The sequence below is a fragment of the Rhizobium sp. IBUN genome, assembly GCF_000510625.1.
In the GTDB taxonomy this organism is placed as follows: Bacteria; Pseudomonadota; Alphaproteobacteria; order Rhizobiales; family Rhizobiaceae; genus Rhizobium; species Rhizobium altiplani.
In genome coordinates, this window is sequence record NZ_AZNV01000021.1 from 71,948 (window position 1) to 97,172 (window position 25,225).

The window sequence follows — 25,225 nt, forward strand, 5'->3', positions numbered from 1 at the left end:
ATCAGGCCCCGGCCGCCAGACGCCGCTCTTCTTCCGGCAACCAGGAATGGTAGAGCGGATGATCGGAAAGGATCGGCAGCGGTGTCGGCTTGCCGGTGCGCTGCGAATGATAGGCCGCCGTGACGAGCTCCAGTGAGTTGCGAGCATCCTCCAACGTCACCGGCGGCTCGCCTCCCGATGTCAGCGCATGGTGGAACAGTTCGAACTGTCTGGTATAGCCGTCTTCCTTGACCACATAACCGGCCAGCGCCTCATCGACACGCTGCTGATGCTCCCCGGTCCCGGCAACGAAGCTCCACGGGTCCCGGCCCATCGTGTAGGGCTCGAGAATACTTTCCGCGACGAGATCCGAAAAGCAGAACCGCAGACGCGAGATTTCTTTCCGTGAGCCCAGTGTCATCGACAGCGTCGCCAGCGAGCCGTTCTTCATCTTTACCGAAAGGGCTGCCGTATCCTCGACCTGGATCGGGTTTACGAGTGTCGCCCCGTAGGAAAAGATTTCGGCGCAGGCGCCGTGAACATAGTTCAGCATGTCATGCGCATGGATCGCATGACCAAGCAGGCCGCCGCCCAGCTCGGTCACCCATTTTCCGCGCCACGGGACGGCATAATAGTCGGGGCCGCGCCACCAATGTGTTTCGATCGTGGTGAGGAACGGCGTCCCGGTCAAGCCTAGATCGATCAGCATTTTCAGCTTCTGAAGTCCCGAGCCATACCGGTACTGAAATATCGGCATCAGTTGCGGACCTTCGGCGCGCGCTACGATCCTAGCCATCTCGTCCACTTCGGCGATAGAGCCGAAAAGTGGCTTCTCGCAGATGACATGTTTTCCCGCCTCGATTGCCTTGCGGCAGAGCTCGAAATGCGAACTTGGCGGGGTGCAGATATCGATGACGTCAAGATCCGCACGAGCGATCATCGTCTCGGCATCCTGGGTATATTCGGGAATGCCAAACTCCTCGCAAAGCGCTTGGCCGCGTTCCTCGTCCAGCGAACAAAGGACCGCAACCTCAAACAGATCGTTGTTCCAGGCAAAGCCTGTCAGGTGGCGCGAGGCGATCCCCGCTCCGATGACGCCGACACGAAACTTCTTGGACATGGCGGATTCCTCAACGATGACCCAGGCGCGCTGCCCTTGATTGTGCTTCCAGCGAAAGGCGGCAGACTTCGTAAACATGAGCCTGGGACATCGCCGTCTCCGTACGGTCGCGCACGTCGGCGGCGAAGGCATCGAAATAGTCGAGCTTTTCGCCGCTGCAATCGATGTGGGTCATCTCCGTGCCGTTGACGAGGAAGAGGTGGTCCTTGCCGGGCCGTCCGGCGATATCGATGTATTTGCGCAGTTCGATGTAGCCTTCGGTGCCAAGGATGGTCAGGCGACCATCACCCCAGGTCGGCAGCGCCTCTGGGGTGAACCAGTCGACACGCACATAGCCTGAGGCTTTCTCGGAGCGAAGCAGTACCTCGCCGAAGTCCTGAAAGGCTGGCTTGTCGGACATGCCGAAGTTTCCGACCGAGCTTGCGACAACCTCGCCGCTGGTCGAGCCCGTATAGAAGAGAAACTGGTCGACCTGATGCGAAGCAATATCCACGATGATGCCGCCGAACTGCTCCGGATCGAAGAACCAGGCGGGGCGTGTGGGCAACTGCAGCCTGTGCGGCCCCATGCCGAGCGTCTGGATCACCGTGCCGATCGCCCCCTCCTTGACGAGCTTGCCCGCCTTGACAGCGGACCGCACGCAATGGCGCTCGGAAAAGCAGATCGAAAAGATGCGACCGGTGTCGGCGACGGTGCGCTTGACTTCCTCGAGTTGGGCAAAAGTCGTCACGCCTGGCTTGTCGGTCATGACATCCTTGCCGGCTTTCATCGCACGGACGGCCAATCCGGCGCGGTCGCGCGGGATTGCGGCGATGCAGATCACGTCGATCGAAGGATCAGCGAAGATCTTATCGCGATCGATCTGCGGCGTATCCGGATAGGTCTTCTTGAAGTTTTCCAAGAGCGCTGGCACTGAGGTCTGCGGGCAGTACCCAACGAACTCGGCACCGGCCGCAAGCAGGCCCTTCACATGATCAAACGTGTGCCCATGATCGATCCCGACGACGGCAAATCTCAACATAACAGCAATGTCCTCCTGGAAATTCTTAGCGTGCAGTCTTGAGCCCTGCGCGGTCTCCTCTGGTCGAAGCAGACAGCGAAACTCAGAGGCTGTCAAGCTTGGAAAGGCAGTGGAATTTCGGAGAAATCACGCTAACAATAGGAAAATACATGAGATTTTTTGTATCTAAATAGTTATTTAATTGATTGAGGTGAGCTAAGGCATGTCGGCGCGCTGCTGTCTGTGCTTGTGGTTATCCCGCGAGCTTTGTTCGCTGCGGGCACAGGTTGTTCGTTGATCGCGCGTAAACCGAGCGGGCTGTCACGCACCTAAAATTCAAGACAGTAGGTTGCCTCTTGCCCGGATCAACAGGCGAAACCGGTCAACGCTGCTTGACGCTTGGGAGGGGAAGGAAAAGGGTGACCCCGCGCAGAAGCCTGATACTCAGCCGGGCGAAACCGCAATCGCGACCTCACGTCGGCGAACATGTTAAGGGTTGAACCGGCGCCCTGAGCGCTAGAAATTGTAGGCGCGCGCCTGCACAAATGGAAAATCCGGTGGTATCATCGAACTAAAATGGTGTGGGGTGCAAAATCCGTGCTTGCCCCATTTCCATCCTCAATCGTGATCTCGCGGACGCACGCGGCTTTTGACACTAGGGGGTTGTTTTACCATCCCTTCGCGGTCGCAACCACTGCGCAACGATGATGTCTTGATCAACAATTCTGGGAGGATCATCGATGCCTGCCACAGTAACCGTCTGGGAGAAGGATCCTGCGTTGGCGGCCAGAATCACGGTCGTGCCAGCACCAGACATAACAAAAACGCCATTAGCATTTCGCCTAATTCCATCGCTCGGCAACAACCCTCCGCAGGCGGTGGAGTTCCGTTACTGGAACGCCGCTGCAACACTACGACGGGCTGCGGACTTCTGGGCGGCCAGCAGCCAGGCGCCTGTCACATGGCGCGGCGGCCAGGTAATAGACGTATTTTTGGATCGGAGTGAGGGCCTAAATTCCGAGTATGATGGAACGACTTTGAGCTTCTACCACGGTTCAACTGTCGCGCACCCAACTCTCGTCATCTATTCCGGCGAAAGTCCTGATCTGCTTTGCCACGAACTCGGTCACGCCATTCTAGATGCAATCCGCTCAGATCTGTTCGACGCCGAGGGGTTGGAAGTCGAAGCCTTCGGCGAAGCTTTCGGTGACATGAGCGCGATCCTGTGTGCAATGCAGCTTCCAACGTTCTGTTCCTTCGTACTCGCGGAAACCTCGGGCAGGAGTTTTTGGAGTAGTTCGAGCCTCTCGCGAGTTGCGCAACAGTTCGGCTCCGCCCTGCGTTTGGTAAAGCCCGCAGACGCGGACGAGGATTGCCTGCGGAACGCGTGGAATAACCATTTCTACGTCGACCCCTCAACGGTCAGCAAGGTTGGCCTGGCGGACACGATCTGGAACAACGCGCACTCATTTTCCAGGATATATACTGGGGCTTTCTTCGAAGCGCTTTCTGCCATGCTGCCAGTCAAGGCCGGTGGTAACGCCCCGGGACCTGAAACGCTGCGGCAGGTCAGCGATGACATGCGCGATATATTGGTCGATGCCACGAGAAGCGCGCAGCTTGTTCCCGGTTTCGCGGCGGAGATCGCCGCTGCCATGATCGAGGAAAGCGATAAGTACCACCACGCCTACCCGGATGTTTTTCAAGGAGTGTTCATCCGGCGTAACATCCTTCCACAGGCCATCAGCTGAACGATGAATTGCGCGCAGCCTGTTCGCGCAGAAATTGCTTCTCCTGCAGCAATCCGTAGTGTCTTGGTTGTCATAGCTAGTTATTTAGTATATTCTAATATTTAATCTACGAACCCGGACGACGGCGCCGGCGACCGACCGGATTTCGCCCGGTGCGTTGAGCCGGGAACCGGCTATCCACTTAACATTCGATTGAAAATCGTTAAGCAAATTGATTCATATCAAGGGGGCATTCCATGGCATTCGTACGGAAAAGGTCCGCAATTCGATGGCCATCTTTCGCGCTTGGGGTGGGAATTTCGCTCGTCATGGCGAGCGCGGCGCTAGCGCAAGCTCTTCCCTCATGCACCTACGAACTTAATCGAGAATATCTGAGGACTGTTGTGAACCCCCCGCCATCTGATCGACAGGAGATTATGGATCTTTTGCATCGCTACAACTGGGCGCTTGATGACGCAAGTACTCAGGGCGTGGAAGCCATGCTGCTGGACGATGTCACGTTTGAGTTGTGCACAGGCCGCAAACAGTTGCAAAGAAAAACCAACAAGACCGAGCTTCTTGATTACCTCGATACAGTAAATGCCGAGATGGGAACGATCAGCAAAAGGCGGCACATTGAAAGCAACACCCTACTAAACGCCGTCGACCAAGATACGGTCCAGGGCAAGTCGACAGTCGTGGTTACGATTCAATTCACAGCGATCGAGACACCGGTGCTCGATTACACCGCGACAATGGTAACCACGTTCAAGCGAGTCGGGGGCGCTTGGAAATTCGCGATGATCGTTCTCTTGCCGGATTCACCGAGAGTTACGTTGAGCGCCCGTTGAAGCTGTTGGTCCTCGAACCCGGAGGAGGCAGTGCGGTCTATCGCTTTTGGATTGCTCGGCGCGTTCTCGGTGGCGGTGCTGCTATCGGGCTCTTACTCGTATGCGCATGTTGCAGTTGATTCGAGCCGATTTGATCATCCTGGTTTCAGCTTAGGACACGGCGTACATCTTGCCGATGACGCAAAATGGCGAGATCTCAATCTTTGCGCCCCGTGGTCCGTTTGTACGGTCCCGGCACGGCCAGCGGCGCCGTTCGCAAAAGCGCTTTCTGATGGTCCACCATCTCGGCAATGCGTAAATGACCTGAAAGCCTACCTGATCTGCAGGAAATTCCGTCTAGCCGCGGCCAACGACCAAATTGAAATCGGTCCGGTGCGCGCCCCGGATGACAACGCCGAGGCTACTTTCTTCGCCGAAGCCGTAAGGCGCTGGAACGGCGATTTTCAGTGGAAACCCGCTTCAGCAAGCCCCGACATCATCACGCGATTTGGCGACGAGGCACGCTCCGTTTTTGGCCCGATCCCGGACGTAGATTGCGGCAACGCAGCTGCGAAGGTCATACCGCTGGAAATTGACGGCAATATCGTCGACCTGAAACCGAATCCAAATGTTGCCGGCAGCCCTCTGCAATTCGAGCATCGCGACCCCAAGGGCAGAATCGTCAAGTGGACCACCCAGATCGCTAAATGCGATAAGCCCTCGCTGGCGGGAAACGTGACCTACTGCGGAATGAATTCACGCATAATCCGTACCGTGGCAGGCACGGTTGAGTGGGTCTCGCTCTGCCGGAAATCTACCCCTCACCTTGAAATCGAACCGGAATCATACTGGGAGAAAGACAACCCTACATTCGCTCGACTTGGTATCATTGGTTTCAATCGAGAAAGTGGAGAAATCGTTTTTTTTGATGGCGACAAGGATCAGCAACGCTTCGACTGGACTACACCCATCGTCCCTCCAGGCGGTCGATCCTATGCGGACGCCGGAGGGCGCGCTGCCGCCACCAAAATGTACGACCCTACATTTCAGATCCAATGTTCTGCATGTCATGACAACAAGGGTCCGTATGTGGTTAGCCCGCACATCGGCCAGGCCCGCATCGGATACCCGGGGGGGGCGGCAAGCGAGAGAGCCCTCGCTTTCAGCCTTGGGGACTACGTCCCGAAGATGAAGCGGGACGAAAGCCTACCATTTCGGGTCGTAGGTTCCGCTTACACCGCCGTTTACGCAACCGACATTGTTCGAGCGAGAACGGTCGAGGACCCTTCTGGAAATTGCACCAAGTGTCATACGCTCACGACGCAAATTACCGGGCAGCGCATTGCGGCAGATGCCGCCGGGCGACTCCCGGAGGTCACGAATCCGACTTGGACACAGGTCGTCAGTGTTCGGGCGGAGTTGCTGAAGCTCAGAGAAATCGATGCCCATCGAACGGAATGGGCCCGACGGTCAGGGGAAGGCAAGATCCATCCGTGGATGGTCCCACACGAGGGCAGTAACGTCGCCGTGGAGAACGGCCAGATCAGCGAAGACGACTGGCGGCAATTGAGCAACTGCATTTGGGAGGCGGGAGGCGAAGAATGTCGATATCGCCCGCTCTTCACAGCCTGTCCCGCACCCGGCGTGCAATCAGGTGGAGACGGCTCCCAGCCGACCGGCCTATCGTCGGCGGTACTCCCGGTCCCAACCGGAGCAGTCGGCGCGGACCGAATTCTTCGACTGAGATGGCACTACCTCAATGACTACGGGCACGTTTCCCAGCGCGATGATGTCCGGTTCAACATTGCGATTAGGGCGACTCAAATTCCGCGATTCAGACAGGCACCCTTGGAAAGCGATTTTCCAACACTCGACGAAGCTAAGAGTGGCACGGACGAAACATCGGCCGGCAATGGGGTCGCCTCTGGCCGCGCGATGTTCATTGGCGACCTATCATACTTCGGCCACCTGAAATTCACCGCCCCTGCACCGGCCACTACGCCGCGCGAATTTCGCGCCGATCTGCCGGCCATGTGCAACCGTCGGTACCTCGCGCGTATTCTTCCCAAACGATTCTGTTTCGATCAAAGTGGCGTCCGCTATGGAGATCGGGGGCAACTGATTTTCGCTGATGTGGCATGCAACTGAAACCCGGTGGGACGAGCGTATGTAAGCTCTGAGGCGAAAATCCAACAGCTTCTTGGACGCACGGAGAAGTGCTATCCTTGGAACGCATGAATACCCAGGGAGCGAGCGAGTTCATCACCGGTTTGCTGGGAGTTCCGATGGAAGACGTGAGGAAATGGCTGGAGGGGTTGGGGCTTGAACACCTCGCTGGCATATTCGCGCAATCGCAGATCGATGGCGACAGCCTCCGCATGCTGTCGGAGGACGATTTGCGCGAGATGGAGATCCCCGTCGGTCCGCGCAAGAAAATTGCTGCCGCCATAAAGTTGCTAAATGCCGACGATGCAGCCAAAGCCTTCGCGACCTCGGCGGAGCGGCGACAACTCACGATACTGTTTTGCGATCTGGTCGACTCCACCGGCTATGCAACTCGTCTCGATCCCGAGGACTTCACCAGACTGACGAAGGCCTACCTGGCTGAATGCACTGCCGCGGTGCGAAACCACAACGGAATTGCCGCTAACTATGTCGGCGACGCTTTTCAGGCATTGTTCGGGTATCCGATTGCGGAAGAAGATGACGCCGAACGTGCTCTTGAGTTGGCCTTTGAAATTCTCCAACTGGTCCCCGAGGTAAAGGTGGCCGGTGGGCCGCCATTGCGTGTCCGCATCGGTATCGCGAGTGGGCTTGTCGTTGTCGGAGACTTTGTCGGTGCCCCGGCAGGCGTTTCGACGGTTGCTCTGGGATCGATTCCCAATTTGGCTCAACGCCTTCAGACCATCGCAGAGCCCCAAACCATCATGACCGACCAGCGGACCTACGATGCCGCCGCCGGCGCCTTCGAGTTCACCGATTTCGGGTCCCAAACCCTCAAGGGTTTTCCGAGTGCTGTTCATGTCTGGCGAGCCGACAGGCCCAAAGTCCTGGAGAACCGCTTCGCGAAGAGACGAGAGCTAACCGAGCTTGTCGGGCGCAAAGCAGAAATCGCGGGTTTGCTGGAGCTGTGGCAGGAGGTCATCGCGGGTAAGCGCGCTCAGGCAGCCATGATTGTCGGCGAACCTGGTATCGGCAAATCGCGGCTGATATTTGAGGTTCAACGGCGGATTCCGCAGGGCACCTACCTGACGCTTCAATGCTCCAGCACTTATTCAAATAGTGCCCTCTTCCCTTTTTTGACCCTTCTCAAACGATACGCCGGCATTGAGGGCAGCGACCCACCGGAAATCGCCATGACGAAGCTTGAAGCGGTTGTCGCCTTGAGCACCGTGCCCGTATCCGATTCATTGCCTGTATTTGCAGAACTTCTGGCAATCGACCGCCACAAACTGACGGACGGCCGCCCTTCCGCCCGACAACGCGGCCTATCCCACAGGGTCCTGATCGACTGGTTGCATTATCTCTCGCAAATCGGACCGGTTCTGCTGTCGATCGAAGATGAGCAATGGATCGACCCTTCATCGAGCGATCTGCTCGAGGCTCTGCTCGCCGAAGCGGGACCATTTCCCCTTTTAATCCTGATTACCTCCCGCGAAACGCAACGACGAACCGCAACCGGGGCGGTCCTCAGCAAAATCGCACTGGGTCGCCTCTCCGACGAAGACTCCCGCATGCTCTTGCGTAGCCTCATGGCGGGGCGCGATATCGCGGATGAAACGGCCGGACTTCTGCTGGAAAAGAGCGAGGGAGTCCCGCTCTATGTCGAGGAATTAGCCCGAGCTGTTCTGGAGAACAGCCCTCTTATTGAGGAAGGTGGCCAGCATTCACATAAGTTATCCGTCGGCGTTCCTAGCTCCATCCAGTCATCGCTGTTGTCGCGCCTCGACAAGATAGGTCCCGGAAAGGTGATCGCTCAAGTTGCAGCTGTTGTCGGGCGCGAATTTGACCTGCCGATTGTTGCCCGGGTTTGTGGCCTGTCGCAAGATATCGTGGAACCGACGCTGCAGCGTTTGGTCGAAGCTGGTCTGGTGATGCGGCAGACGACGGCCAGTGAAGCGCGCTTCGCATTCACCCATGCGCTCTTGCAAGAGGCCGCACGGGAAAGTCTCCTCAAGGAGCGGTGCCGTGAGCTTCATGCCGAAGTTGCCCGAACTGTTGAAAGTATCAATCCAAAGCTCGCGGCCGAGCACCCTGAGATCCTCGCGCAGCACCTCGCTGAAGCCGGGCTTTTCGAGGAGGCGGCCGATAAGTGGCTGGCCGCAGGTCTCAACACCGGTAGGACTTGGGCCAAGGTCGAAGCCGCAAACATGTTTGCCAATGGGCTCGCCTGTCTTGCCAAATGCGTTCCATCGGAAAAGCGCGATCGCATGGAGCTGGAACTCGAACTCGAACGGGGCGACGTCCTATACGCCACCTTCGGCTATGTCACCGACGAGGGCAGCGCCGCCTATCGCAATGTCATTCGGCTTAGCGAGGAGCTCGGTGATGTGGAAGCGCCGATCCGCGCGCTCGATGGCCTCTTTGGCACCGCCCTCAACTCCGGCCGCTTCGCAGACGCCACATGGGCGGGCGACGAACTGCTGGTAATCGGCAATACCCGCAATAGCTTGAAGGCACTTGTCCTCGGGATGCAATTCAAGGGCATGTGCTTTTTTTCGCAGGGACATTTCGGTCCGGCCCGCGACTATCTTGAACAGGCGCTTCGCCACGTGGACCGGGCCGATGAGATCGGCAGCGATTTTCCGAGCATGGCAATGCTTTACCTGTCATGGACATTGCAATTGACCGGGCATGAGGCAAAAGCAATCGAACTCTACGCGGCAGCGGAAGCCGACGCGCGCCGCCATTCCGCGTATCAACTGGCGGCGTGCCTTGGCAACTGCTGTATCCTTTATGCGCTCCGTGACGAATTCCAACCCCTCCAACACAAGCTTGACGAGTTGTTCACGCTTGCAAGGACGAATGGCTTTCGCATGTGGACGAACGTCGCGTCCTTCTTCCAGGGATGGATTATGGCGCGCGGAAACGATCCTCTTGGCATTGCGAAGATGGAGCAAACCTGTTCGAATTTGGGGGATCAGGAAATCGACAAGTCCTGCTACCTCGGATTGCTCGGCGAAAGCTATCTGCAAGCGGGTGATTTTACACGGGCCGCCGCCACTCTGGATGAAGCCTTGGCGCTCGTTAAACAGACAGGGGAAAACTACTTTACTGCCGAGCTTCTTAGGCTGCGAGGGAAAGTTGAACTTCGTTCCGGCCGGGAAAGTGGCGCGGCGCATTACATTCGTGCAGCGCTGGCCTTTGCTCGTCAGCAAGGTGCCACAACCTGGGAACGGAAAGCAATTCAGACCCTTCAAACACTGACGGAGGGGTAGACGGTGCCCTGCCCGGGCGTCCCACTGGAGTATAATCTCTCCAGTTCGACACTCGGCTCTAAGCTTTTCGTTCGCATTCCAGACTCGAGATAACATCTTTCCCTCCCCGGATATCAGGAGTTCCCGAAAAGTCGCCGCGGCGGAAGTTCGGACAGTAGCCCCGCCGCGGCGTTGTGCGCTTGGGGGTACCGAACGCACAAGTTGGAAAGGAGAACCTATGAGCGATTTACGCATCCGCATGTCTTGCCTGCTCGAATTCGACCAGCGTTCCAAAGAAGTCTGCTGGATGAGCAAACACGACCGGAAGGCCATGTGCGCCGATTTTCGGCGAGCCGGAGCCTAGAATTCGAGCTCCGGCCTCTACCGCGCATGGCCGCTGACACTGGTCCCCGAGCAAAGTCAAGCTCGGAAACGTCAGTGCTTATCTCGGTAGTTTGGGAACGCCTGCGCCGAAGTTTTGCAGTCGGCGACGCTTTGCTTCCTGAGCCATGGCGATTGTCCAAGACATCGTGAATGGGGCTCCACAAGTGCTGCGGAGCCATGGTGGCGAAGCTGTCGATCTCGCGCCATTGGCCGCTTGTGCGAGGTACAAGGCGCAGTGGACGCTCTTGTTTCCGTTCCAGGCGTTGCGTTAACGATATCTTAACGTGAAATTTGACGTCGCCTTAATTTCTGCGATGTTCACCCCGGGGGCATTGAGGGGTTTTATCACAGTGAAAATGAATGAATTGGCTCGGCGTCTCGGCGCCGTGGCGATCTCGCTCGCGCTGGCGAGTTGCACGACAACGCCAGCTGAATTTAATAAAAAGCCGTCCGCCGTTAGCAAGGCTGCGCTCTGCAAGACCGCACTTGAAACGCAAGACCCACTATTTCAGCAGCAATTGGTTACGGAACTGGGCAGGCGCGGCCTAGATATTCCGGCGTGTGAGAAGATGGTTCTGCAGCAAAAGCAGGCAGCGGCGGCGCTGGTAGCGGTCGCATTGGTTGGAACCGCTGTTGCAGTCTGTGCGAACGGCAACTGCGGAGGAGGAAACTACTACAGCCCTCCTCGGCGTTATCCGGGAAATTGTTATTCCTATTACGATCGAGCAGCGGACGGCTCGCTTTGCGGTGACAGAAGCGCGATGTCTCGGCCTGGCGGATGGTGATCGATCTCTCTTTCGCGACCACGTAAGGCGCCAAGAGTCCGGCTATTTGTCGAAAGAAAAACGAAACCATAGGGTTAGACTCTGTCGTTAGTCCTTTATGGGAAAACCACCACGCGAAAAGGAAATCATGGATACGACTGCACGAAAATCCGGCGACACGGACAAGGAGATGGGCGAGCGCGTTCGGGCGATGAGGTTGCGCGTTGGAATGACGCAAACGGAATTGGGCGCTGCGCTTGGGGTCTCATTTCAACAAGTTCAGAGATATGAACGCGGTGTAAACCGGCTCTCCATCGGCATGTTTATCGCCGTCTGCAGGACACTCAAGGTCGATCCCATGGACTTGATTGGCCATTATTTCTCTGAGGGGACCGTGTAAAACTCGTCCCCAGGAGTGAAAATGAAGATCGGTTGGAGCAAGTACCACGTTCGAACGAAGCGATCGTGGCCACCAAGTAGCTCCGGTCCAGGTGGATATCGGGGCGAACTGGGGGCGTTTCCGCTATTGTTCGAAGCGCCGTGACTTCTGTAGGAAATGGATTTCTCCAACTCAGTCAGACGCAGCTCGACTTCGGGTGAAAACCGGGCATGTTTCATTGTCCCACAGAAGCCGAACAAAGCCGAGCATTCACACCTCGCGCTCTACAGCGGATACCGCCACTAATGCGCTGAATCCTAAGCTCATTCACGCTTCGATGCCACCAACAATCGGAAGTCGTTTGCGACGCCCCGACAACACAACGAGCGGGCTTCCCGATTGGACCTCCTCGATGCGCCGCCGCTCGCGACGAGTGGTGAGCCAGATGCTAGTCCTCGCCCTTTGAATCCTTGGCCTTGCGTCCGGCAAGATCGATATCGTGGGCTGCCTGTTCTATGAGCTTGCTCGCAGCCGCTCCGGCACCATCGACATCGCGCATGCGCAACGCTTCCACCACGGCGTGATGACACCGAACGGCATCGTCACGATTGAAGACGGTCTTGTTGGAGGTCTCGAACGAGTAGGTAAGGGCTGCATCGATCAGGCTGCTAATCTGTCTCAGAACGGGATTGTGGCTGGCTCGATATAGAACACGGTGAAACTCGACATCGGCAGCTGAGAACTTCTCGACGTCCTCGCTGGCTTCTTTCATGAGTTGCCAAGCGCCATCCAGGTCAGCGATCTCGCGGAGGGTCGCACGCTCGGCGGCCAGACTGGCGGCGAGCGGCTCAAGCACACGTCGGGTTTCCAGGACTGCGCCAAGGAGGTTAGCATCGAAGAGCTCTGGTCCGTGCCAGCTGATCACCTGAGGATCCAGCAGGCTCCAATTGTCCGGGTCAGAAACGACCGTACCCACCCGGGGCCGCGTCACCACCAGACCCTTAGCGGCGAGAACCTTGATCGCCTCTCTTATGACCGTACGACTGACTCCGTACGATGTCCCCAATTCGTTTTCAGTGGGAAGCGCAGTGCCGGGAGCGTATTTTCCCGACAAAACTTCCTCAGCTAGCGCTCTTGTCACATCGGGCATCACCCGGGGGCGCTGGCCTCCAGAAGCGCTCGTTTCTCCGATGTTTTGCGCCGAGCGCATCACGATTCTCCTCACTCTTTGACGCCACTTTTCTATCAGATCGCGGAGTCGGGAAAAAAGCTAGTTAGGCCAGCGATATAAATTCATCGGACAAGCCTGACCGCGGGGACTCACGCCGGATGCTGTTGGACACTCAAGCCCCCATCTACGGTCAGGCATGTAGCGTTCATGAACGGGCACTCGTCGGAGATCATAAAGACCGCCGCCATTGCAATCTCTTCGGGAGATGCAATTCTTCCGCCGGGATGAAGCTTCATCGTCTCGGCCTTCGCAGCCTCCGGATCGGGAAAGTTATTCCAGTAGTCGATAACCTTCTGCGTGGCGACATAGCCAGGAGCCAGCGCATTCACGCGAACGTTCTTGGCCGCGTATTCCAGGCCCAGCGACTTCGTCATGCCGAGAAGCGCGTGTTTGGCCAGGGGGTATGGAAACGTATGCGGAATGATCGTGAAGGCATGGGTGGATGCGATGTTGAGGATCACCCCACCCCCCTGCTCGATCAGCCCGGGTAAAACCGCCTTCGAGCAGTTCCATGCCCCTTTCAGGTTGATGTCGAAGCAACGGTTCCATTCGTCGTCTGTCGTTTCTAGCGGCTCCGAGAAGACATTGACCCCGGCATTGTTCACCAATGCGTTTATCTGGCCAAAATCGTCGGAAGCTTGGCTGGCAGCCTGTCTGATCGCGGCGCCATCCGTGATGTCCACCGCGTGTGCTATCACTCGATAGCCCTCTTCTCGCAGCTTCAACGCCTCGGCGTTCAGGAGAGCCTCGTCACGGTCGATGAGAAGCAGGCTTGCGTCTTCCCGGACAAATCCTTTGGCAATGGCAAGGCCAATGCCCTGTGCCGCGCCCGTTATCATGATGCGCTTGCCTGACAGCCGCTTCGACATAAGTGTTTACTCCTCCGACTTTCCTGTGATGCCGCCGTCCGGTTCACACCTGATGTGCGGCAACCGTTGTATGCCTGTACCGTATGCCATCCGTCAGTTTGTCTCGACCCGCAAACGGAAACCTCCCATAAGCGACTCGCCCTGAGCGAGAACCCTAAGCCCATCAAGGCCCGGTAAATTGTGCCCGTTCGCCAGGTGAGACATGGGCTCGAAGCAGAAATAATCCCGCTTGAACCCGGGATCGAAGGTCGTGTCCGACAGGAAAAGGATAGCGTGCCGAAGTATCGGATCAGCCTCCATACTGAGAGCGACGCCATGCTCGGGCCACGAGATTCTCGCGTGGCCGTTCCAGTTCTCAAATCCGTTGTTGACCCATCGATGAGGCAGACCGATGGCTCGGTTGAAGTCCAGATCCGCTGGAATGCTCGTCCGCTCTCCTGGCAACCATCCCTCGACCTCCGTCCAGAATGCCTCGGCGCGGGCCTCAAGTGTGGTCTGGGGCGTCAGCGGAAAATATGGATGCCAGCCGAGACCGAATGGCAATCTTTGACGACCGCGATTTTCGACCGTCATCGCGATTGTCAGGCTGTCGTCGTCGATCGTAAAGCACTGGCTCGCCAGATACTCATGGGGCGTGTGCCCGCCCCTGTGCTCGAAGCTCATCTCGATTGACCTGTCGGTCTGACCGCCGAGGTGCCAGTCAGCGAGCCAACCGTCTCCGTGGAGGTAGTGAGGGTCCCATTCGGTATTCGGGCTAAGGGTAAACACAGCTCCGTCGAAGACAAACCTGTTGTCCCTAACGCGATTACCGAAGGGGACAAGCGGAAAGCAGGACGCTTCGGGTGCGCCTGCATCGACTTTGGGTGCAGCTCTGAGCAGCGGCACTCTCCGGCCGTCGCCCTGCTTCCACAGGCCAAGGATCGATCCCCATGGGTGCTTACACGAAGCGAAAGTGATCCTGAGCCGATATCCACAAGTGTCACAGCTTAGCCCTCTGGACCCTGATCCATAACCGTCGATCGAGACGTGTCCTCAGCTGGGCTTGAGAGATGCGCACGATCACCACTCGGCAAAGCTGCCGTCTTCGTGACGCCAGATGGGATTGCGCCAGCGATGACCTTCCTTGGCACGCTCGATCACGTACTCCTCGTTCACCTCGACACCCAAACCTGGGCCTTGCGGAATGCTGACGAAACCGTCGGCATAATGGAACACCTCCTTGTTGGAGATGTAATCCAGAATATCGTTGCCCGTATTGTAATGGATACCCAGGCTCTGCTCCTGGATGAAGGCATTGTAGCTGACAGCATCGACCTGGAGGCACGCAGCAAGAGCGATCGGACCGAGCGGGCAATGCGGCGCGACGGCGACATCATACGCCTCTGCCATCGCGGCGATCTTTCTACACTCTGTGATACCGCCAGCGTGGCTGAGGTCCGGCTGTATGATATCGACATACCCGTCCGCCAGCACGGACTTGAAGTCCCAGCGCGAATAGAGACGTTCCCCAAGCGCGATCGGGGTCGAGCAATGGTTGGCGATTTCCTTCAGCGTCTCGCGATGCTCGGAGAGCACGGGCTCTTCAATAAACATAAGCTTGTAGGGTTCCAGTTCCTTGGCGAGAACCTTTGCCATCGGCTTGTGAACGCGACCATGGAAATCTACACCGATTCCGACGTGCGGGCCGATTGCTTCCCGGATTGTCGCGATTGTCTGGACAGCCTTGTCGATTTTCTCGTTCGTATCGACGATCTGCATCTCTTCGCAGCCATTGAGCTTGATCGCTTTGAACCCGCGAGCGACGACGTCCCTGGCATTTGCTGCAACATCTGCCGGGCGGTCCCCACCAATCCAGGAGTAGACCTTGATCTTATCGCGTACCTGGCCGCCGAGCAGCGAATGGATCGGCTGCCCCAGCGCCTTGCCCTTGATGTCCCAGAGCGCCTGATCGATTCCCGCAAGCGCCGACATGTGGATGGCTCCGCCACGATAGAAGCCGCCGCGGTACATCACCGTCCAGTGGTCCTCGATCAGGAACGGGTCCTTGCCGATAAGGTAGTCTGCCAGCTCATGCACTGCCGCCTCGACGGTCAGAGCACGCCCTTCGACGACCGGTTCACCCCAACCGACAATGCCCTCGTCGGTCTCAATCTTCAAAAACAACCAGCGCGGCGGGACCATGTATGTCGTCAGCTTTGTAATCTTCATCCGTACTCTCCTCAGCGCGTCGAAGTCAGCTCAAACGCGGTTCTATGGTCACATCGACGCGGCATTCCTCCCGCTACCAACGCATGTAGCCAATTTTTCATACAATAGCAATTGACTGGTATGATAAATTGAAATAGTTCATCTACATGCCAGGGAGGCATAGTGTTTCCACCAGGAGGGAGAGAGAAATGCGCATTTTTCGTGCAGCAGTTTTGTTCGGGACCGTGGCTCTGATGGCCGCAAGTTCGGCTTTCGCGGCCGACGTCAAGATTGGCTTCATCGTCAAGCAGCCCGAAGAGCCGTGGTTCCAGGACGAATGGAAGTTCGCCGACGTAGCAGCCAAGGAAAAGGGCTTCACGCTCGTCAAGATCGGTGCGGAAGACGGTGAGAAGGTTCAGTCCGCCATCGACAACCTGGGAGCACAGGGTGCTCAGGGCTTCATCATCTGCACTCCTGACGTCAAGCTTGGACCAGGCATCGTAGCCAAGGCCGCGGCCAATGACCTCAAGATCATGACCGTCGACGACCGCCTGGTAAACGCCGATGGCAGCCCGCTTGAGGATGTGCCTCACATGGGTATCTCGGCGACCAAGATCGGTGAGGCCGTTGGCCAGACGATCGCCGATGAGGTCAAGAAGCGCGGTTGGGACGTGAAGGAAGTGGGCGTAATCCGCGTCTCCTACGATCAGCTTCCGACTGCCGTTGACCGTGTGAACGGTGCCCTCTCTGTGCTCAAGGCTGCCGGGTTCCCGGAAACCAACATCTTCGACGCCCCTCAGGCCAAGACCGACACGGAAGCCGCCCTCAACGCAGCCACGGTCGTGCTCAACAAGAACGCCGGTATCAAGAAGTGGGTCGCAGTCGGCCTCAATGACGAAGCCGTGCTTGGTGCTGTTCGCGCGACCGAAACGGTTGGCATCCCCGCCGACAGCATGATCGGCGTCGGCATCGGCGGTGCGGATTCGGCAATCAACGAGTTCAAGAAGCCGACGGCAACGGGCTTCTTCGGCACTGTGATCATCTCGCCGAAGCGCCATGGCTACGAAACCGCACTGAACATGTATGAGTGGGTAGCCAACGGCAAAGAACCTGAGAAGCTGATCCTGACGGCTGGCCAGCTCGCGCTGCGGGACAACTACGAGGTAGTCCGCAAGGAACTGGGTATCGAATGATCAGCTTCTAAGATGAATTCAGTCCGGCGGCTTTCTGTCGCCGGACCTTCTCATGGGATGCTGTCATGCAGGACTTTCTCGAATTCAAAGCGATATCCAAGGGATATCCCGGCGTGCAGGCGCTCGCCGATGTTTCGTTCTCCGTAAAGAAGGGAGCGGTCCACGGCCTGATGGGCGAAAACGGAGCTGGCAAGTCAACGCTCATCCGCGTTCTCTCCGGTGACCAATCCGCCGATACCGGCGAAATCTCGATCAATGGCTCGACCCAGCACTATCGCTCGGTTCGTGATGCCTTCGATGCGGGCGTTATTGTCATTCACCAGGAACTGCAGCTCGTCCCCGAACTGACGGTAGCGGAAAATCTCTGGCTCGGGCGCTTTCCCGGGAAGGCCGGGGTCATCGACCGCAGCCGCCTTACGAACGTTGTTCGAGAAAAGCTCAGCGAGATCGGGATTGAGATCGAGCCTGGTGCCAAGGTGGCCTCGCTATCGATTGGCGAACGCCAGATGGTGGAAATCGCGAAAGCCGTGATGGCGGATGCTCGCGTGATCGCACTCGATGAGCCGACGTCGTCGCTGTCCTCGCGGGAGAGCGAAATTCTGTTCTCCCTGATTGAACGCCTGCGCTCTCAGGGCAAGGTCATCCTTTACGTATCGCACCGCCTCGACGAGATATTCCGTCTTTGCGACAGCCTAACGGTCCTTCGTGACGGCAAGCTTGCAGCACATCACGCGGACATCACCGCTGTTACTCGCGAGCAGATTATTTCGGAAATGGTCGGGCGCGAGATATCCAACATCTGGGGATACCGGCCGCGCGAGTTCGGCGACGTCCGTCTTGAGGTCAAGGACATTGCAGGCCGCAAGCTCCGCACACCAATCCGCTTCTCGGTTCGCCAAGGAGAAATTCTCGGGTTCTTCGGCCTGATCGGTGCTGGCCGCAGCGAGATGACGCGCCTCGTGTATGGCGCGGACGCACGATCGCAAGGCACCGTCAGTGTCGACGGCGTCCAGGTCACCGCCGACAGCCCGCCGCACGCAATTCGGGCCGGAATTGTTCTGTGCCCGGAGGATCGGAAGTTCGACGGCATCGTGCAGGGCCGCAGTATCGAAGAGAACATGGCGATCTCCTCTCGCCGGCACTTCTCGCCGTTCGGGATCCTTCAGCCGAAGAAGGAAGCCGAACTCGCCGAGCAGTTCATTGCCAAGCTGCGTGTACGCACGCCGTCCAGGAAGCAGGACATCGTCAACCTGTCCGGCGGCAATCAGCAGAAGGTGATCCTTGGCCGCTGGCTGTCCGAACAGGGCGTGAAGGTACTGATCATTGACGAGCCCACACGCGGTATCGACGTCGGTGCGAAGTCTGAAATCTATGAAATTCTCTACGAGCTTGCTGCACAAGGCATGGCAATAGTCGTTGTCTCAAGCGAATTGCCGGAAGTGATGGGCATTACCGACCGCATCGTCGTGATGTGCCAGGGTCGCGTCGCAGCAGATATCGAGCGCGACGACTTCGACGAGCGGCGAATTCTCGCCGCCGCCCTCCCCGATGTGGCCAATGCCAGCGAACTCCCCAACCAGCAGGTCCAGTAGCGATGACGTCTTTGAAAAAACTCCTACTCGGCGAGCAAGGCCTCGTCGTTATTTTTGCCATCGCTTTCGCCATCGTGGCAGCAACCGTTCCAAACTTCCTCACCGAGCGAAACATGCTTGGGCTTCTGCAGTCGGTCGTCACCATCGGCATTGTCGCCTGCACCATGATGTTCTGCCTTGCATCCCGCGATTTCGACCTTTCGGTCGGATCGACCGTCGCGTTCTCGGGGATGATAGCCGTCATGGCCTCGAACGCCACCGGTTCGATCGTACTTGGACTTATAGCAGCGCTCCTCTGTGGTGGTGCTGTTGGTCTCGTAAACGGTGTGGTTATCGCCCGTTTTCGGATCAACGCCCTTATCACCACGCTGGCGACGATGCAGATCGTTCGCGGTTTGGCGCTGATCGCATCCGATGGCCGCGCAGTCGGTATCAACGATCCCGGCTTCTACCAGTTGGCACTCTCGAAGTTCTTGGGCATCCCAACTCCGATCTGGGTCATGGCGATCTTCTTCGTGATCTTTGGCTTCGTACTGAACCGGACGGTCTTCGGGAAGAACACGCTGGCGATCGGCGGCAACCCGGAAGCGTCGCGTCTCGCGGGTGTCAACGTCTCCAGAATGCGCATCTGGATCTTTGCGCTGCAAGGACTCGTTTGCGCCGTGGCGGGCGTCCTGCTTGCGTCGCGCATCACATCGGGTCAGCCGAATGCTGCAACCGGGCTGGAACTATCGGTCATTTCGGCCTGTGTTCTGGGTGGCGTGTCGCTCGCGGGTGGTCGTGCGGCTATGACCGGAGTGATCGTCGGTGTCCTGATTATGGGCATTGCAGAGAACGTGATGAACCTCCTCAATATCCAGGCTTTTTATCAGTATGTCGTGCGTGGATTGATCCTTCTGCTCGCCGTTCTGTTGGACAACCTGAGATCTGCTGCGGCTGGGAGGCGCGGTTGATGTGAGGCGGCGCATTACGGCAATCTCAGACCGATTCCAGCGTAAGCCAACCACGGCACCGTGTCCGAAAGCCTTTGGTGAACAAGGTTGTTAAAACCGCGCGTTGGGAACGGGCTTGTCGAAATCGCCGCCACCCCATATCCGCTGGGCCTTCGTCTCCTGATAATCGATTATATTGATTATCGGATGCCAAGTGCAACAGCCCATCCCGAAACTGAGGGCCAAGGTAGCAGCTCCTGAGGTTGCTCACTCTCGCGGTTTGACGGACCATACATTTAATGGGAACGGCGTGCGCGGATCTCATCATGGCCTGGCTGCAACAGCAGCCCTCTCGGGAGAGGCCGGATACATTCACGCAACTGGAGTCGTCATTTTACGATGTCGCGGCCCCTCGCACGGACGAGGCGGACCATACATTTTTTGCGAGAAGCTCGCGGAGTGAGCTGCATCCAACATCTGTTCGGCGAGCAGCTTCTTCAGCCTCGCGTTCTCGTCCTCGAGCGCCTTCAGCCGCTTCGCCTCTGATACCTCCATGCTGCCCGCTCGATATTGCCCACAATGCGCGACGGCGATGCTATCATTTGCATACTCTCGGGTGCTAAAATCCCCGCGACGAACAGCGAGGGCGACTGCCAGCCCATCAGACGCCAGACGAGGAGCCCGTGTCTTGAGATTGCTGACGCGCCTTTTTCGGAGGTTTCTGGTTTTCTGTCTGGGTGTACTCAGCGTTTGGCTGATCGTCTTCGTTGTTTTCGATACTGCGGACAACAGGTTTCCATGGCTCGTTGCGGTGTGCCTCACATATGGCCTGGCTGCTTACGTCATTCTTCCGAACGTGGTCCGATTGTCACTCAAGGTTCTTCATCGGGGGCTGATCCCCAGATACACGATCACGGCGGATGGCCTGCCCGGCGATCCTATAAATTTCGCCCTCATCGGCAATCTTCAACAACTACGCGAGGCCTTTGCAACGGCGGGCTGGACCACGGCCGACCATTTGGGGATCGCAAGCACGTTGCGAATGATACGCGCTTTCCTGATGAACTCTGCCTATCCCACCGCACCTTTCAGCACCTTCTATCTCTTTGGACGACGGCAGGACATAGGATTCCAGGAGCCCATCGACGATAGCCCCCGCAAGCGCCATCACATCCGTTTCTGGGCCCTTAGTCTTGCCCATTCCGAGGACGACATGAGCACGGCGAGCTTCTGGTTGAATACCGACAGGCCATCGCCCGAGGAGCGCGTCCTGTGGGTTGGGGCGGGCACCAAAGATACTGGGATTTCTCTGACTTGGCTGACATTCCAGGTCACACATAAGACCGATGCCGATACGAACGCCGAGCGCGACTACATTGTCAATGAACTGAGGGCAAAGCAAGTAATCGGGGAGGTCGCGCGGCACCAATCCGGCTCCCGTTTGAACACCGGAAAGGTCAACCATTACATTACCGATGGCGAGATCGCGTTTGCCACCTTGACTGTCAGTGTCACGGGCGCCGGTCACGCCGGTGCCGTTGTCGGGCAGGATACATGCTGATCCGACCAACCAGACCGAATGAGTTCAAAGTGCCGGGCGCTCTTGATCAAGAGAAAGACCGAACTTGACTAAGGCTTAACAAGAGAACAGAATGTGAACAAACGCAATTAACCTGACCATTCGACTGCATTCTCCACGAGAGCGCCGTCGCGGCGACGGAGATTCCCATGCTAATGCGCGTTCAAAAACGGACCACGGAAACGGAAACAGCCTTTAACGACTGGTGGTCGGCGCAATCCAGCGATTTTAAAGCGCTTCACAATATGGATGAACTCCTGCGTGGTTTCAAAGCTGGCTTTACTGCCGGACGGAGAAAGAAGGTTCGCCGCTTCACGTTCACTGCCGGTAAAATGAGGGTCACCGTCTGGGCCGCGAACCAGGCCACTGCAAAGGCCATGGCAATGAGGGAGGCAGACAGAAGAGCGCAAGCCATCGGTATTTCACCGCCAAAGGCTGGTTGGACATTGCGCATTGTTGGGATTGCCGCGCCGTGAGTAGCGACGGACGCAGCAGCGCGGCAGCAGCAACCATTCACTTGAACCATTGGTGTTCCGTTGCTGGCTGCGAGACGTGGGGCGGTTTTGGCCATGCTTCATCGAAGTCGATTGAGACGCAATGGTGGTGCTGGGAGCACTATCCCTACAAGCCTAGTGCAACGACAGCTGTTGCAGATGCTCTAGCCACCCAGTTGCCGCAAACTGGCGACTGACAATTTTCTCGTCGTTTCTTTTTTGCTGTTGCAACGAGTCCTCGGACATCTCGACGGGTTAGCGGTGCCCGGTCGGCCATGACGTTCATCGACGGACAATGTTCGGCGCCTTATCATGTACAAAATTCTGGTCGCAAACCGCCTTTATGACCAATCAAATGAACAAAATTTGACTAGAGGCCGACCGCAATGCCAGAATGTACAGAATTCTGGACGTGAGAAGGTTTCATGTCCACTCAAATGAACAAATCCGTATAACTGTGCCTCGTCAGAGAAGCTACTCTAGAGTCACGCGCCAGGCCCTCACGATGCTCGGCAAGCTGATCCGCGTCGCCCGCGCCAAACGGGGCCTAACCGCGCAGGAACTGGCCGACCGCGCCGGCATCAGCCGTACAACGCTCTCCAGCATTGAAAAGGGCGCGCCGGGCCCTGAGATCGGCATCGTCTTCGAGGTCGCTTCGCTCGTCGGCGTTCGCCTGTTCGACTACGACGAGCGCACCCTAGAGATGCATAATGCCCGCCTCGACGAAAAACTGACCCTGCTGCCCAAGAGCGTCCGCCACGCCGTGAAGGAGGTCGATGATGACTTCTAAGGCGGATACTCCCGAAGCCTTTGTTTGGAATTGGCTGCCGGGGGCGACGGAACCGGTGGTCGCGGGCCGCCTCGATCAGGACGGCGATCGCCTGCTCTTCACCTATGGCGCCAGTTACCGGCGCCGTAAGAGCGCCATTTCCCTCTATGAGCCGGAACTGCCGCTTCAGGAGGGCACGATCGCCCCGATCACCGGCCTGTTGATGGCAAGCTGTATTCGCGACGCCTCGCCTGACGCCTGGGGCCGCCGGGTCATCATCAACAGGCTGACGGGCAAAAGGCCCGACGCTGCCGGCGTACCGGAGATCAGCGAACTGACCTTTCTGCTCCAGTCGGGCTCCGACAGGATTGGCGCACTCGATTTTCAGGCATCGGCTACCGACTATGTCCCCCGCCTTGCCGCGCAAGCTTCGCTCGCCGAACTCCTCGAAGCGGCCGAACTCGTTGAAAGAGGCGTCCCTCTTACCCCGGCGCTCGACCAGGCTTTCAATAACGGCACCTCGATCGGCGGCGCGCGTCCCAAGGCTCTGATCGATGACGACACGAAGAAGTTCATCGCTAAATTCTCGGCGATCAACGACACCTACGGCGTCGTGAAGGCCGAGTTCATCGGGATGAAGCTGGCGACCGCATGCGGTCTCAACGCCGCTTCAGTCTCCATGACTCGCGCCGCACAAAAAGACGTCCTCTTGATCGAGCGCTTCGACCGCACACACACAAAGGACGGCTGGATACGCCACGGCATGGTCTCGGCCCTGACCATGCTGGGCCTGGATGAGATGATGGCCCGCTATGCCTCCTACGAAGACCTTGCAGAACTCATCCGCCACCGCTTCACCGATCCCAAGGAGACCCTCAAGGAGCTTTACGGGCGGATTTGCTTCAACGTGCTGTGCGGCAACACCGACGACCATGCCCGTAACCATGCCGCGTTCTGGGACGGCAAGAAGCTGACCCTGACACCGGCGTATGATATCTGCCCGCAAGGCCGCACCGGCAACGAAGCCACGCAGGCCATGCTGATCAAGGGCGAGAGCCGCGCCAGCACGCTCGCCACCTGCCTTGCCGCCGCGCCGGACTATCACCTGAAAGAGGCGGAAGCCGCCGCGCTGATCGAACACCAGATCAAGACCATCGCCGAGCATTGGCAAGCCGCCTGCGATGAGGCCGAACTGAGTGCCGTCGACCGCAAGCTGTTTGCCGGCGCCAGTTTCTCAATAGCTATGCCCTTGACCGGCTCGAAGGTCACAAAGCGCTGCAAGACTCCTTCGCTGCCGCCCGGGCTGCGCTGATCGCCAGCGGAGGCGTCCAGGGATGAAACGCCCAGGCAGCTCAAAGGACGCGCATGACCGGGAGCCCCCGACCCCGCTGTTTGAGGTCGTTGTGGATACCTCGGGGGGCATACCGGGCACGAGCTTGGATTTTCATGGGAGGTTCTCCATGAAACCGATCGCCATACTCAAACGCCTCCAGCTCGGCCGGAATGTAGCCAATTGCTGATAAAAGGCACAGTTGCATAGAATCTTATCTATCGCGTTACATTCCTATGAATGTTTCGGCGCTAGAACACCCAAAAGATCGCGGAATGGATGCGAATGGGGTGTTTCGTGAGGGGACTTGTATTGACGCGTTTCCGCACCTCGGTGGACGGAGCGACCGCAGTCGAATTCGCAATCATCGCTCCCGTTCTTATTTTCCTGACATTCGCTATTGTCGAGTCCGGTATTGCCTTTGCTGCCGACATCGTTCTCAAAAACGCTACCTATGACGCAGCGAGGACCGGCCGAACGGGGTTTGTGTCGGAAAACTCGACACAGGATGCGACCGTAAAGGCGAAAATTCGCAACCAGGCGGGCGTATTCATGGATGCCGACAAGCTCGTCATCACCAGCCTGTCCTACAAGGGCTTCGATGCTCTCAAAAAGCCCGAGCCATTCACAGACAAGAACGGCAACGGCGTTCGCGACGATGGCGAAAACTTCACCGACGTCAATGGGAACGGTGTCTACGACATCGACCAGGGGGCGAACGGCTACGGCGGTACGGCACAAGTCGTCCTCTACACCGTAACCTACCCATGGACCTTCCACACTCCGGTTCTCAAGCAGCTTGTTGGCAACGGCGGCACCGTCGAACTGACGGCAACAGCGGTGGTGCAGAATGAGCCGTACTGACCTGATCTCCAAGCCCTTGCGCGTTCTCTCTTCCGTAACCCGTCGGCTGGCGGGAAACGAGGAGGGCGTCGCGGGTATCGAAATGGCGATCATCACGCCCGTGCTGCTGCTCCTTCTCTGCGGCGGCAGCGAAGTCAGCCTCTATGCCCGCTCGCACTTCCAGACAGCGCAGATGGCATCGACGGTAGCGGATGCGGTTGCGCGCTACGAAGCGATCACGTCGTCGGACATCACTTCGATCTTTTCGGTGTCATCCGAGGTCATGGGAAACGAAGACTTCAAAGAGAACGGCTACGTGATCCTGACGTCGGTTTCCCGCACGGGCGGCGCGGCACCGGTCGTTGCCTGGCAGTGCAAGGGCGGCTCTGACGCCCAGACGAGCAAGATCGGTGTTGTCACCAAGGCCGCCACACTTCCGGGCAACCTCACCCTCGATGCTACCGACAATGTGATCGTCGCCGAGGTCTTCTATCGCTACACCCCGCTATTTTCCAATTTCATGCCGGTCGAGACGCAACTCTACAAGACGGCGGTCTTCCGCCCCCGTCTCGGCAGCCTCACGAGCGCGCCCGGTTGCTAGTC

General features: G+C 57.8%; 20 protein-coding genes and 2 pseudogenes. 15 read left to right on the top strand and 7 right to left on the bottom strand.

Going from position 1 to position 25,225, the window contains the following annotated elements; all coding sequences use genetic code 11:
• Position 1: 1 nt before the first annotated feature.
• Both RHIBUN_RS0119320 and RHIBUN_RS0119325 read right to left on the bottom strand, forming a co-directional pair.
• Positions 2-1,099, bottom strand: coding sequence for a Gfo/Idh/MocA family oxidoreductase (locus RHIBUN_RS0119320; RefSeq protein WP_025660826.1), 1,098 nt, complete (start codon positions 1,097-1,099; stop codon positions 2-4).
• Positions 1,100-1,109: 10 nt separating this feature from the next.
• Complete coding sequence (locus RHIBUN_RS0119325; protein WP_025660827.1) at positions 1,110-2,120, bottom strand: Gfo/Idh/MocA family oxidoreductase; 1,011 nt, start codon at positions 2,118-2,120, stop codon at positions 1,110-1,112.
• A 719-nt stretch (positions 2,121-2,839) separates the two neighbouring features.
• Between RHIBUN_RS0119325 and RHIBUN_RS34810 the strand changes: the two genes are divergently transcribed.
• The 6 genes from RHIBUN_RS34810 to RHIBUN_RS0119360 all read left to right on the top strand — a co-directional run bounded on the left by RHIBUN_RS34810 (position 2,840) and on the right by RHIBUN_RS0119360 (position 11,624).
• Positions 2,840-3,850: a hypothetical protein gene (locus tag RHIBUN_RS34810; RefSeq protein ID WP_025660828.1), complete on the top strand. Its 1,011-nt coding sequence runs from the start codon at positions 2,840-2,842 to the stop codon at positions 3,848-3,850.
• A gap of 308 nt (positions 3,851-4,158) precedes the next feature.
• Complete coding sequence (locus tag RHIBUN_RS0119335) at positions 4,159-4,680, top strand: nuclear transport factor 2 family protein (protein ID WP_280949579.1); 522 nt, start codon at positions 4,159-4,161, stop codon at positions 4,678-4,680.
• Between the two features lie 30 nt (positions 4,681-4,710).
• The gene (locus RHIBUN_RS0119340) at positions 4,711-6,807 is read left to right on the top strand and encodes a hypothetical protein (RefSeq protein ID WP_037217203.1); all 2,097 of its coding nucleotides are present in this window, start codon (positions 4,711-4,713) and stop codon (positions 6,805-6,807) included.
• 86 nt (positions 6,808-6,893) lie between these two features.
• Positions 6,894-10,097 (top strand): adenylate/guanylate cyclase domain-containing protein, encoded by a 3,204-nt coding sequence (locus RHIBUN_RS0119345; protein ID WP_084659743.1) that lies wholly within the window; start codon positions 6,894-6,896, stop codon positions 10,095-10,097.
• A gap of 647 nt (positions 10,098-10,744) precedes the next feature.
• Positions 10,745-11,245: a hypothetical protein gene (locus tag RHIBUN_RS35485; RefSeq protein ID WP_348625987.1), complete on the top strand. Its 501-nt coding sequence runs from the start codon at positions 10,745-10,747 to the stop codon at positions 11,243-11,245.
• Positions 11,246-11,372: 127 nt separating this feature from the next.
• A complete protein-coding gene (locus RHIBUN_RS0119360) occupies positions 11,373-11,624 on the top strand; it encodes a helix-turn-helix transcriptional regulator (RefSeq protein WP_025660832.1) in 252 nt (83 codons plus the stop codon).
• A 427-nt stretch (positions 11,625-12,051) separates the two neighbouring features.
• Here the strand turns inward: RHIBUN_RS0119360 and RHIBUN_RS0119365 are convergent, their stop codons facing one another.
• From RHIBUN_RS0119365 to dgoD, 4 genes are all read right to left on the bottom strand, one after another.
• Entirely contained in the window at positions 12,052-12,813 is a 762-nt protein-coding gene (locus tag RHIBUN_RS0119365) for a FadR/GntR family transcriptional regulator (protein ID WP_051420071.1), read from the bottom strand.
• Positions 12,814-12,923: 110 nt separating this feature from the next.
• Positions 12,924-13,703, bottom strand: a complete 780-nt coding sequence (locus RHIBUN_RS0119370) for an SDR family oxidoreductase (RefSeq protein ID WP_025660834.1) — start codon at positions 13,701-13,703, stop codon at positions 12,924-12,926.
• A gap of 93 nt (positions 13,704-13,796) precedes the next feature.
• Positions 13,797-14,588 carry an aldose 1-epimerase gene (locus RHIBUN_RS33610; protein ID WP_348625988.1) on the bottom strand — a complete coding sequence of 264 codons (792 nt, stop codon included), beginning with the start codon at positions 14,586-14,588 and terminating at the stop codon, positions 13,797-13,799.
• Positions 14,589-14,762: 174 nt separating this feature from the next.
• A complete protein-coding gene (dgoD, locus tag RHIBUN_RS0119380; protein ID WP_025660835.1) occupies positions 14,763-15,911 on the bottom strand; it encodes a galactonate dehydratase in 1,149 nt (382 codons plus the stop codon).
• 188 nt (positions 15,912-16,099) lie between these two features.
• On the opposite strand from dgoD, the gene RHIBUN_RS0119385 reads away from it, so the two are divergent.
• The 3 genes from RHIBUN_RS0119385 (at position 16,100) to araH (ending at position 19,628) form a co-directional block, all read left to right on the top strand.
• Positions 16,100-17,083, top strand: a complete 984-nt coding sequence (locus RHIBUN_RS0119385) for an arabinose ABC transporter substrate-binding protein (RefSeq protein WP_025660836.1) — start codon at positions 16,100-16,102, stop codon at positions 17,081-17,083.
• Positions 17,084-17,148: 65 nt separating this feature from the next.
• Entirely contained in the window at positions 17,149-18,675 is a 1,527-nt protein-coding gene (gene araG / locus RHIBUN_RS0119390; RefSeq protein ID WP_025660837.1) for an L-arabinose ABC transporter ATP-binding protein AraG, read from the top strand.
• A gap of 2 nt (positions 18,676-18,677) precedes the next feature.
• Positions 18,678-19,628: an L-arabinose ABC transporter permease AraH gene (araH, locus tag RHIBUN_RS0119395; RefSeq protein WP_018856148.1), complete on the top strand. Its 951-nt coding sequence runs from the start codon at positions 18,678-18,680 to the stop codon at positions 19,626-19,628.
• Between the two features lie 447 nt (positions 19,629-20,075).
• On the opposite strand, the pseudogene RHIBUN_RS38025 reads toward araH, so the two are convergent.
• A pseudogene (locus RHIBUN_RS38025) lies at positions 20,076-20,180 on the bottom strand (transposase); the annotation flags it as partial.
• Positions 20,181-20,295: 115 nt separating this feature from the next.
• On the opposite strand from RHIBUN_RS38025, the gene RHIBUN_RS0119405 reads away from it, so the two are divergent.
• From RHIBUN_RS0119405 to RHIBUN_RS0119435, 6 genes and pseudogenes are all read left to right on the top strand, one after another.
• A complete protein-coding gene (locus RHIBUN_RS0119405; RefSeq protein ID WP_025660839.1) occupies positions 20,296-21,168 on the top strand; it encodes an LssY C-terminal domain-containing protein in 873 nt (290 codons plus the stop codon).
• A 167-nt stretch (positions 21,169-21,335) separates the two neighbouring features.
• Positions 21,336-21,662, top strand: coding sequence for a hypothetical protein (locus RHIBUN_RS0119410; RefSeq protein WP_025660840.1), 327 nt, complete (start codon positions 21,336-21,338; stop codon positions 21,660-21,662).
• Positions 21,663-22,185: 523 nt separating this feature from the next.
• Positions 22,186-22,470, top strand: coding sequence for a helix-turn-helix domain-containing protein (locus RHIBUN_RS0119415; protein WP_025660841.1), 285 nt, complete (start codon positions 22,186-22,188; stop codon positions 22,468-22,470).
• Positions 22,460-23,787, top strand: a pseudogene (locus RHIBUN_RS33615) (type II toxin-antitoxin system HipA family toxin). The gene RHIBUN_RS0119415 and the pseudogene RHIBUN_RS33615 overlap by 11 nt, the downstream one beginning before the upstream one ends.
• Positions 23,788-24,076: 289 nt before the next feature.
• Positions 24,077-24,643: a TadE family protein gene (locus RHIBUN_RS0119430; protein WP_245271692.1), complete on the top strand. Its 567-nt coding sequence runs from the start codon at positions 24,077-24,079 to the stop codon at positions 24,641-24,643.
• Positions 24,630-25,223 (top strand): TadE/TadG family type IV pilus assembly protein, encoded by a 594-nt coding sequence (locus RHIBUN_RS0119435; protein WP_025660844.1) that lies wholly within the window; start codon positions 24,630-24,632, stop codon positions 25,221-25,223. The genes RHIBUN_RS0119430 and RHIBUN_RS0119435 overlap by 14 nt, the downstream gene beginning before the upstream one ends.
• Positions 25,224-25,225: the final 2 nt, after the last annotated feature.

Bases quoted from the DNA above. Each gene is read 5' to 3' on its own strand.
- RHIBUN_RS0119320 (WP_025660826.1), bottom strand. From the start codon at position 1,099: ATGTCCAAGAAGTTTCGTGTCGGCGTCATCGGAGCGGGGATCGCCTCG.
- RHIBUN_RS0119325 (WP_025660827.1), bottom strand. From the start codon at position 2,120: ATGTTGAGATTTGCCGTCGTCGGGATCGATCATGGGCACACGTTTGAT.
- RHIBUN_RS34810 (WP_025660828.1), top strand. From the start codon at position 2,840: ATGCCTGCCACAGTAACCGTCTGGGAGAAGGATCCTGCGTTGGCGGCC.
- RHIBUN_RS0119335 (WP_280949579.1), top strand. From the start codon at position 4,159: ATGGCGAGCGCGGCGCTAGCGCAAGCTCTTCCCTCATGCACCTACGAA.
- RHIBUN_RS0119345 (WP_084659743.1), top strand. From the start codon at position 6,894: ATGAATACCCAGGGAGCGAGCGAGTTCATCACCGGTTTGCTGGGAGTT.
- RHIBUN_RS0119360 (WP_025660832.1), top strand. From the start codon at position 11,373: ATGGATACGACTGCACGAAAATCCGGCGACACGGACAAGGAGATGGGC.
- RHIBUN_RS0119365 (WP_051420071.1), bottom strand. From the start codon at position 12,813: ATGCGCTCGGCGCAAAACATCGGAGAAACGAGCGCTTCTGGAGGCCAG.
- RHIBUN_RS0119370 (WP_025660834.1), bottom strand. From the start codon at position 13,703: ATGTCGAAGCGGCTGTCAGGCAAGCGCATCATGATAACGGGCGCGGCA.
- dgoD (WP_025660835.1), bottom strand. From the start codon at position 15,911: ATGAAGATTACAAAGCTGACGACATACATGGTCCCGCCGCGCTGGTTG.
- RHIBUN_RS0119385 (WP_025660836.1), top strand. From the start codon at position 16,100: ATGCGCATTTTTCGTGCAGCAGTTTTGTTCGGGACCGTGGCTCTGATG.
- araG (WP_025660837.1), top strand. From the start codon at position 17,149: ATGCAGGACTTTCTCGAATTCAAAGCGATATCCAAGGGATATCCCGGC.
- araH (WP_018856148.1), top strand. From the start codon at position 18,678: ATGACGTCTTTGAAAAAACTCCTACTCGGCGAGCAAGGCCTCGTCGTT.
- RHIBUN_RS0119410 (WP_025660840.1), top strand. From the start codon at position 21,336: ATGCTAATGCGCGTTCAAAAACGGACCACGGAAACGGAAACAGCCTTT.
- RHIBUN_RS0119415 (WP_025660841.1), top strand. From the start codon at position 22,186: ATGCTCGGCAAGCTGATCCGCGTCGCCCGCGCCAAACGGGGCCTAACC.
- RHIBUN_RS0119435 (WP_025660844.1), top strand. From the start codon at position 24,630: ATGAGCCGTACTGACCTGATCTCCAAGCCCTTGCGCGTTCTCTCTTCC.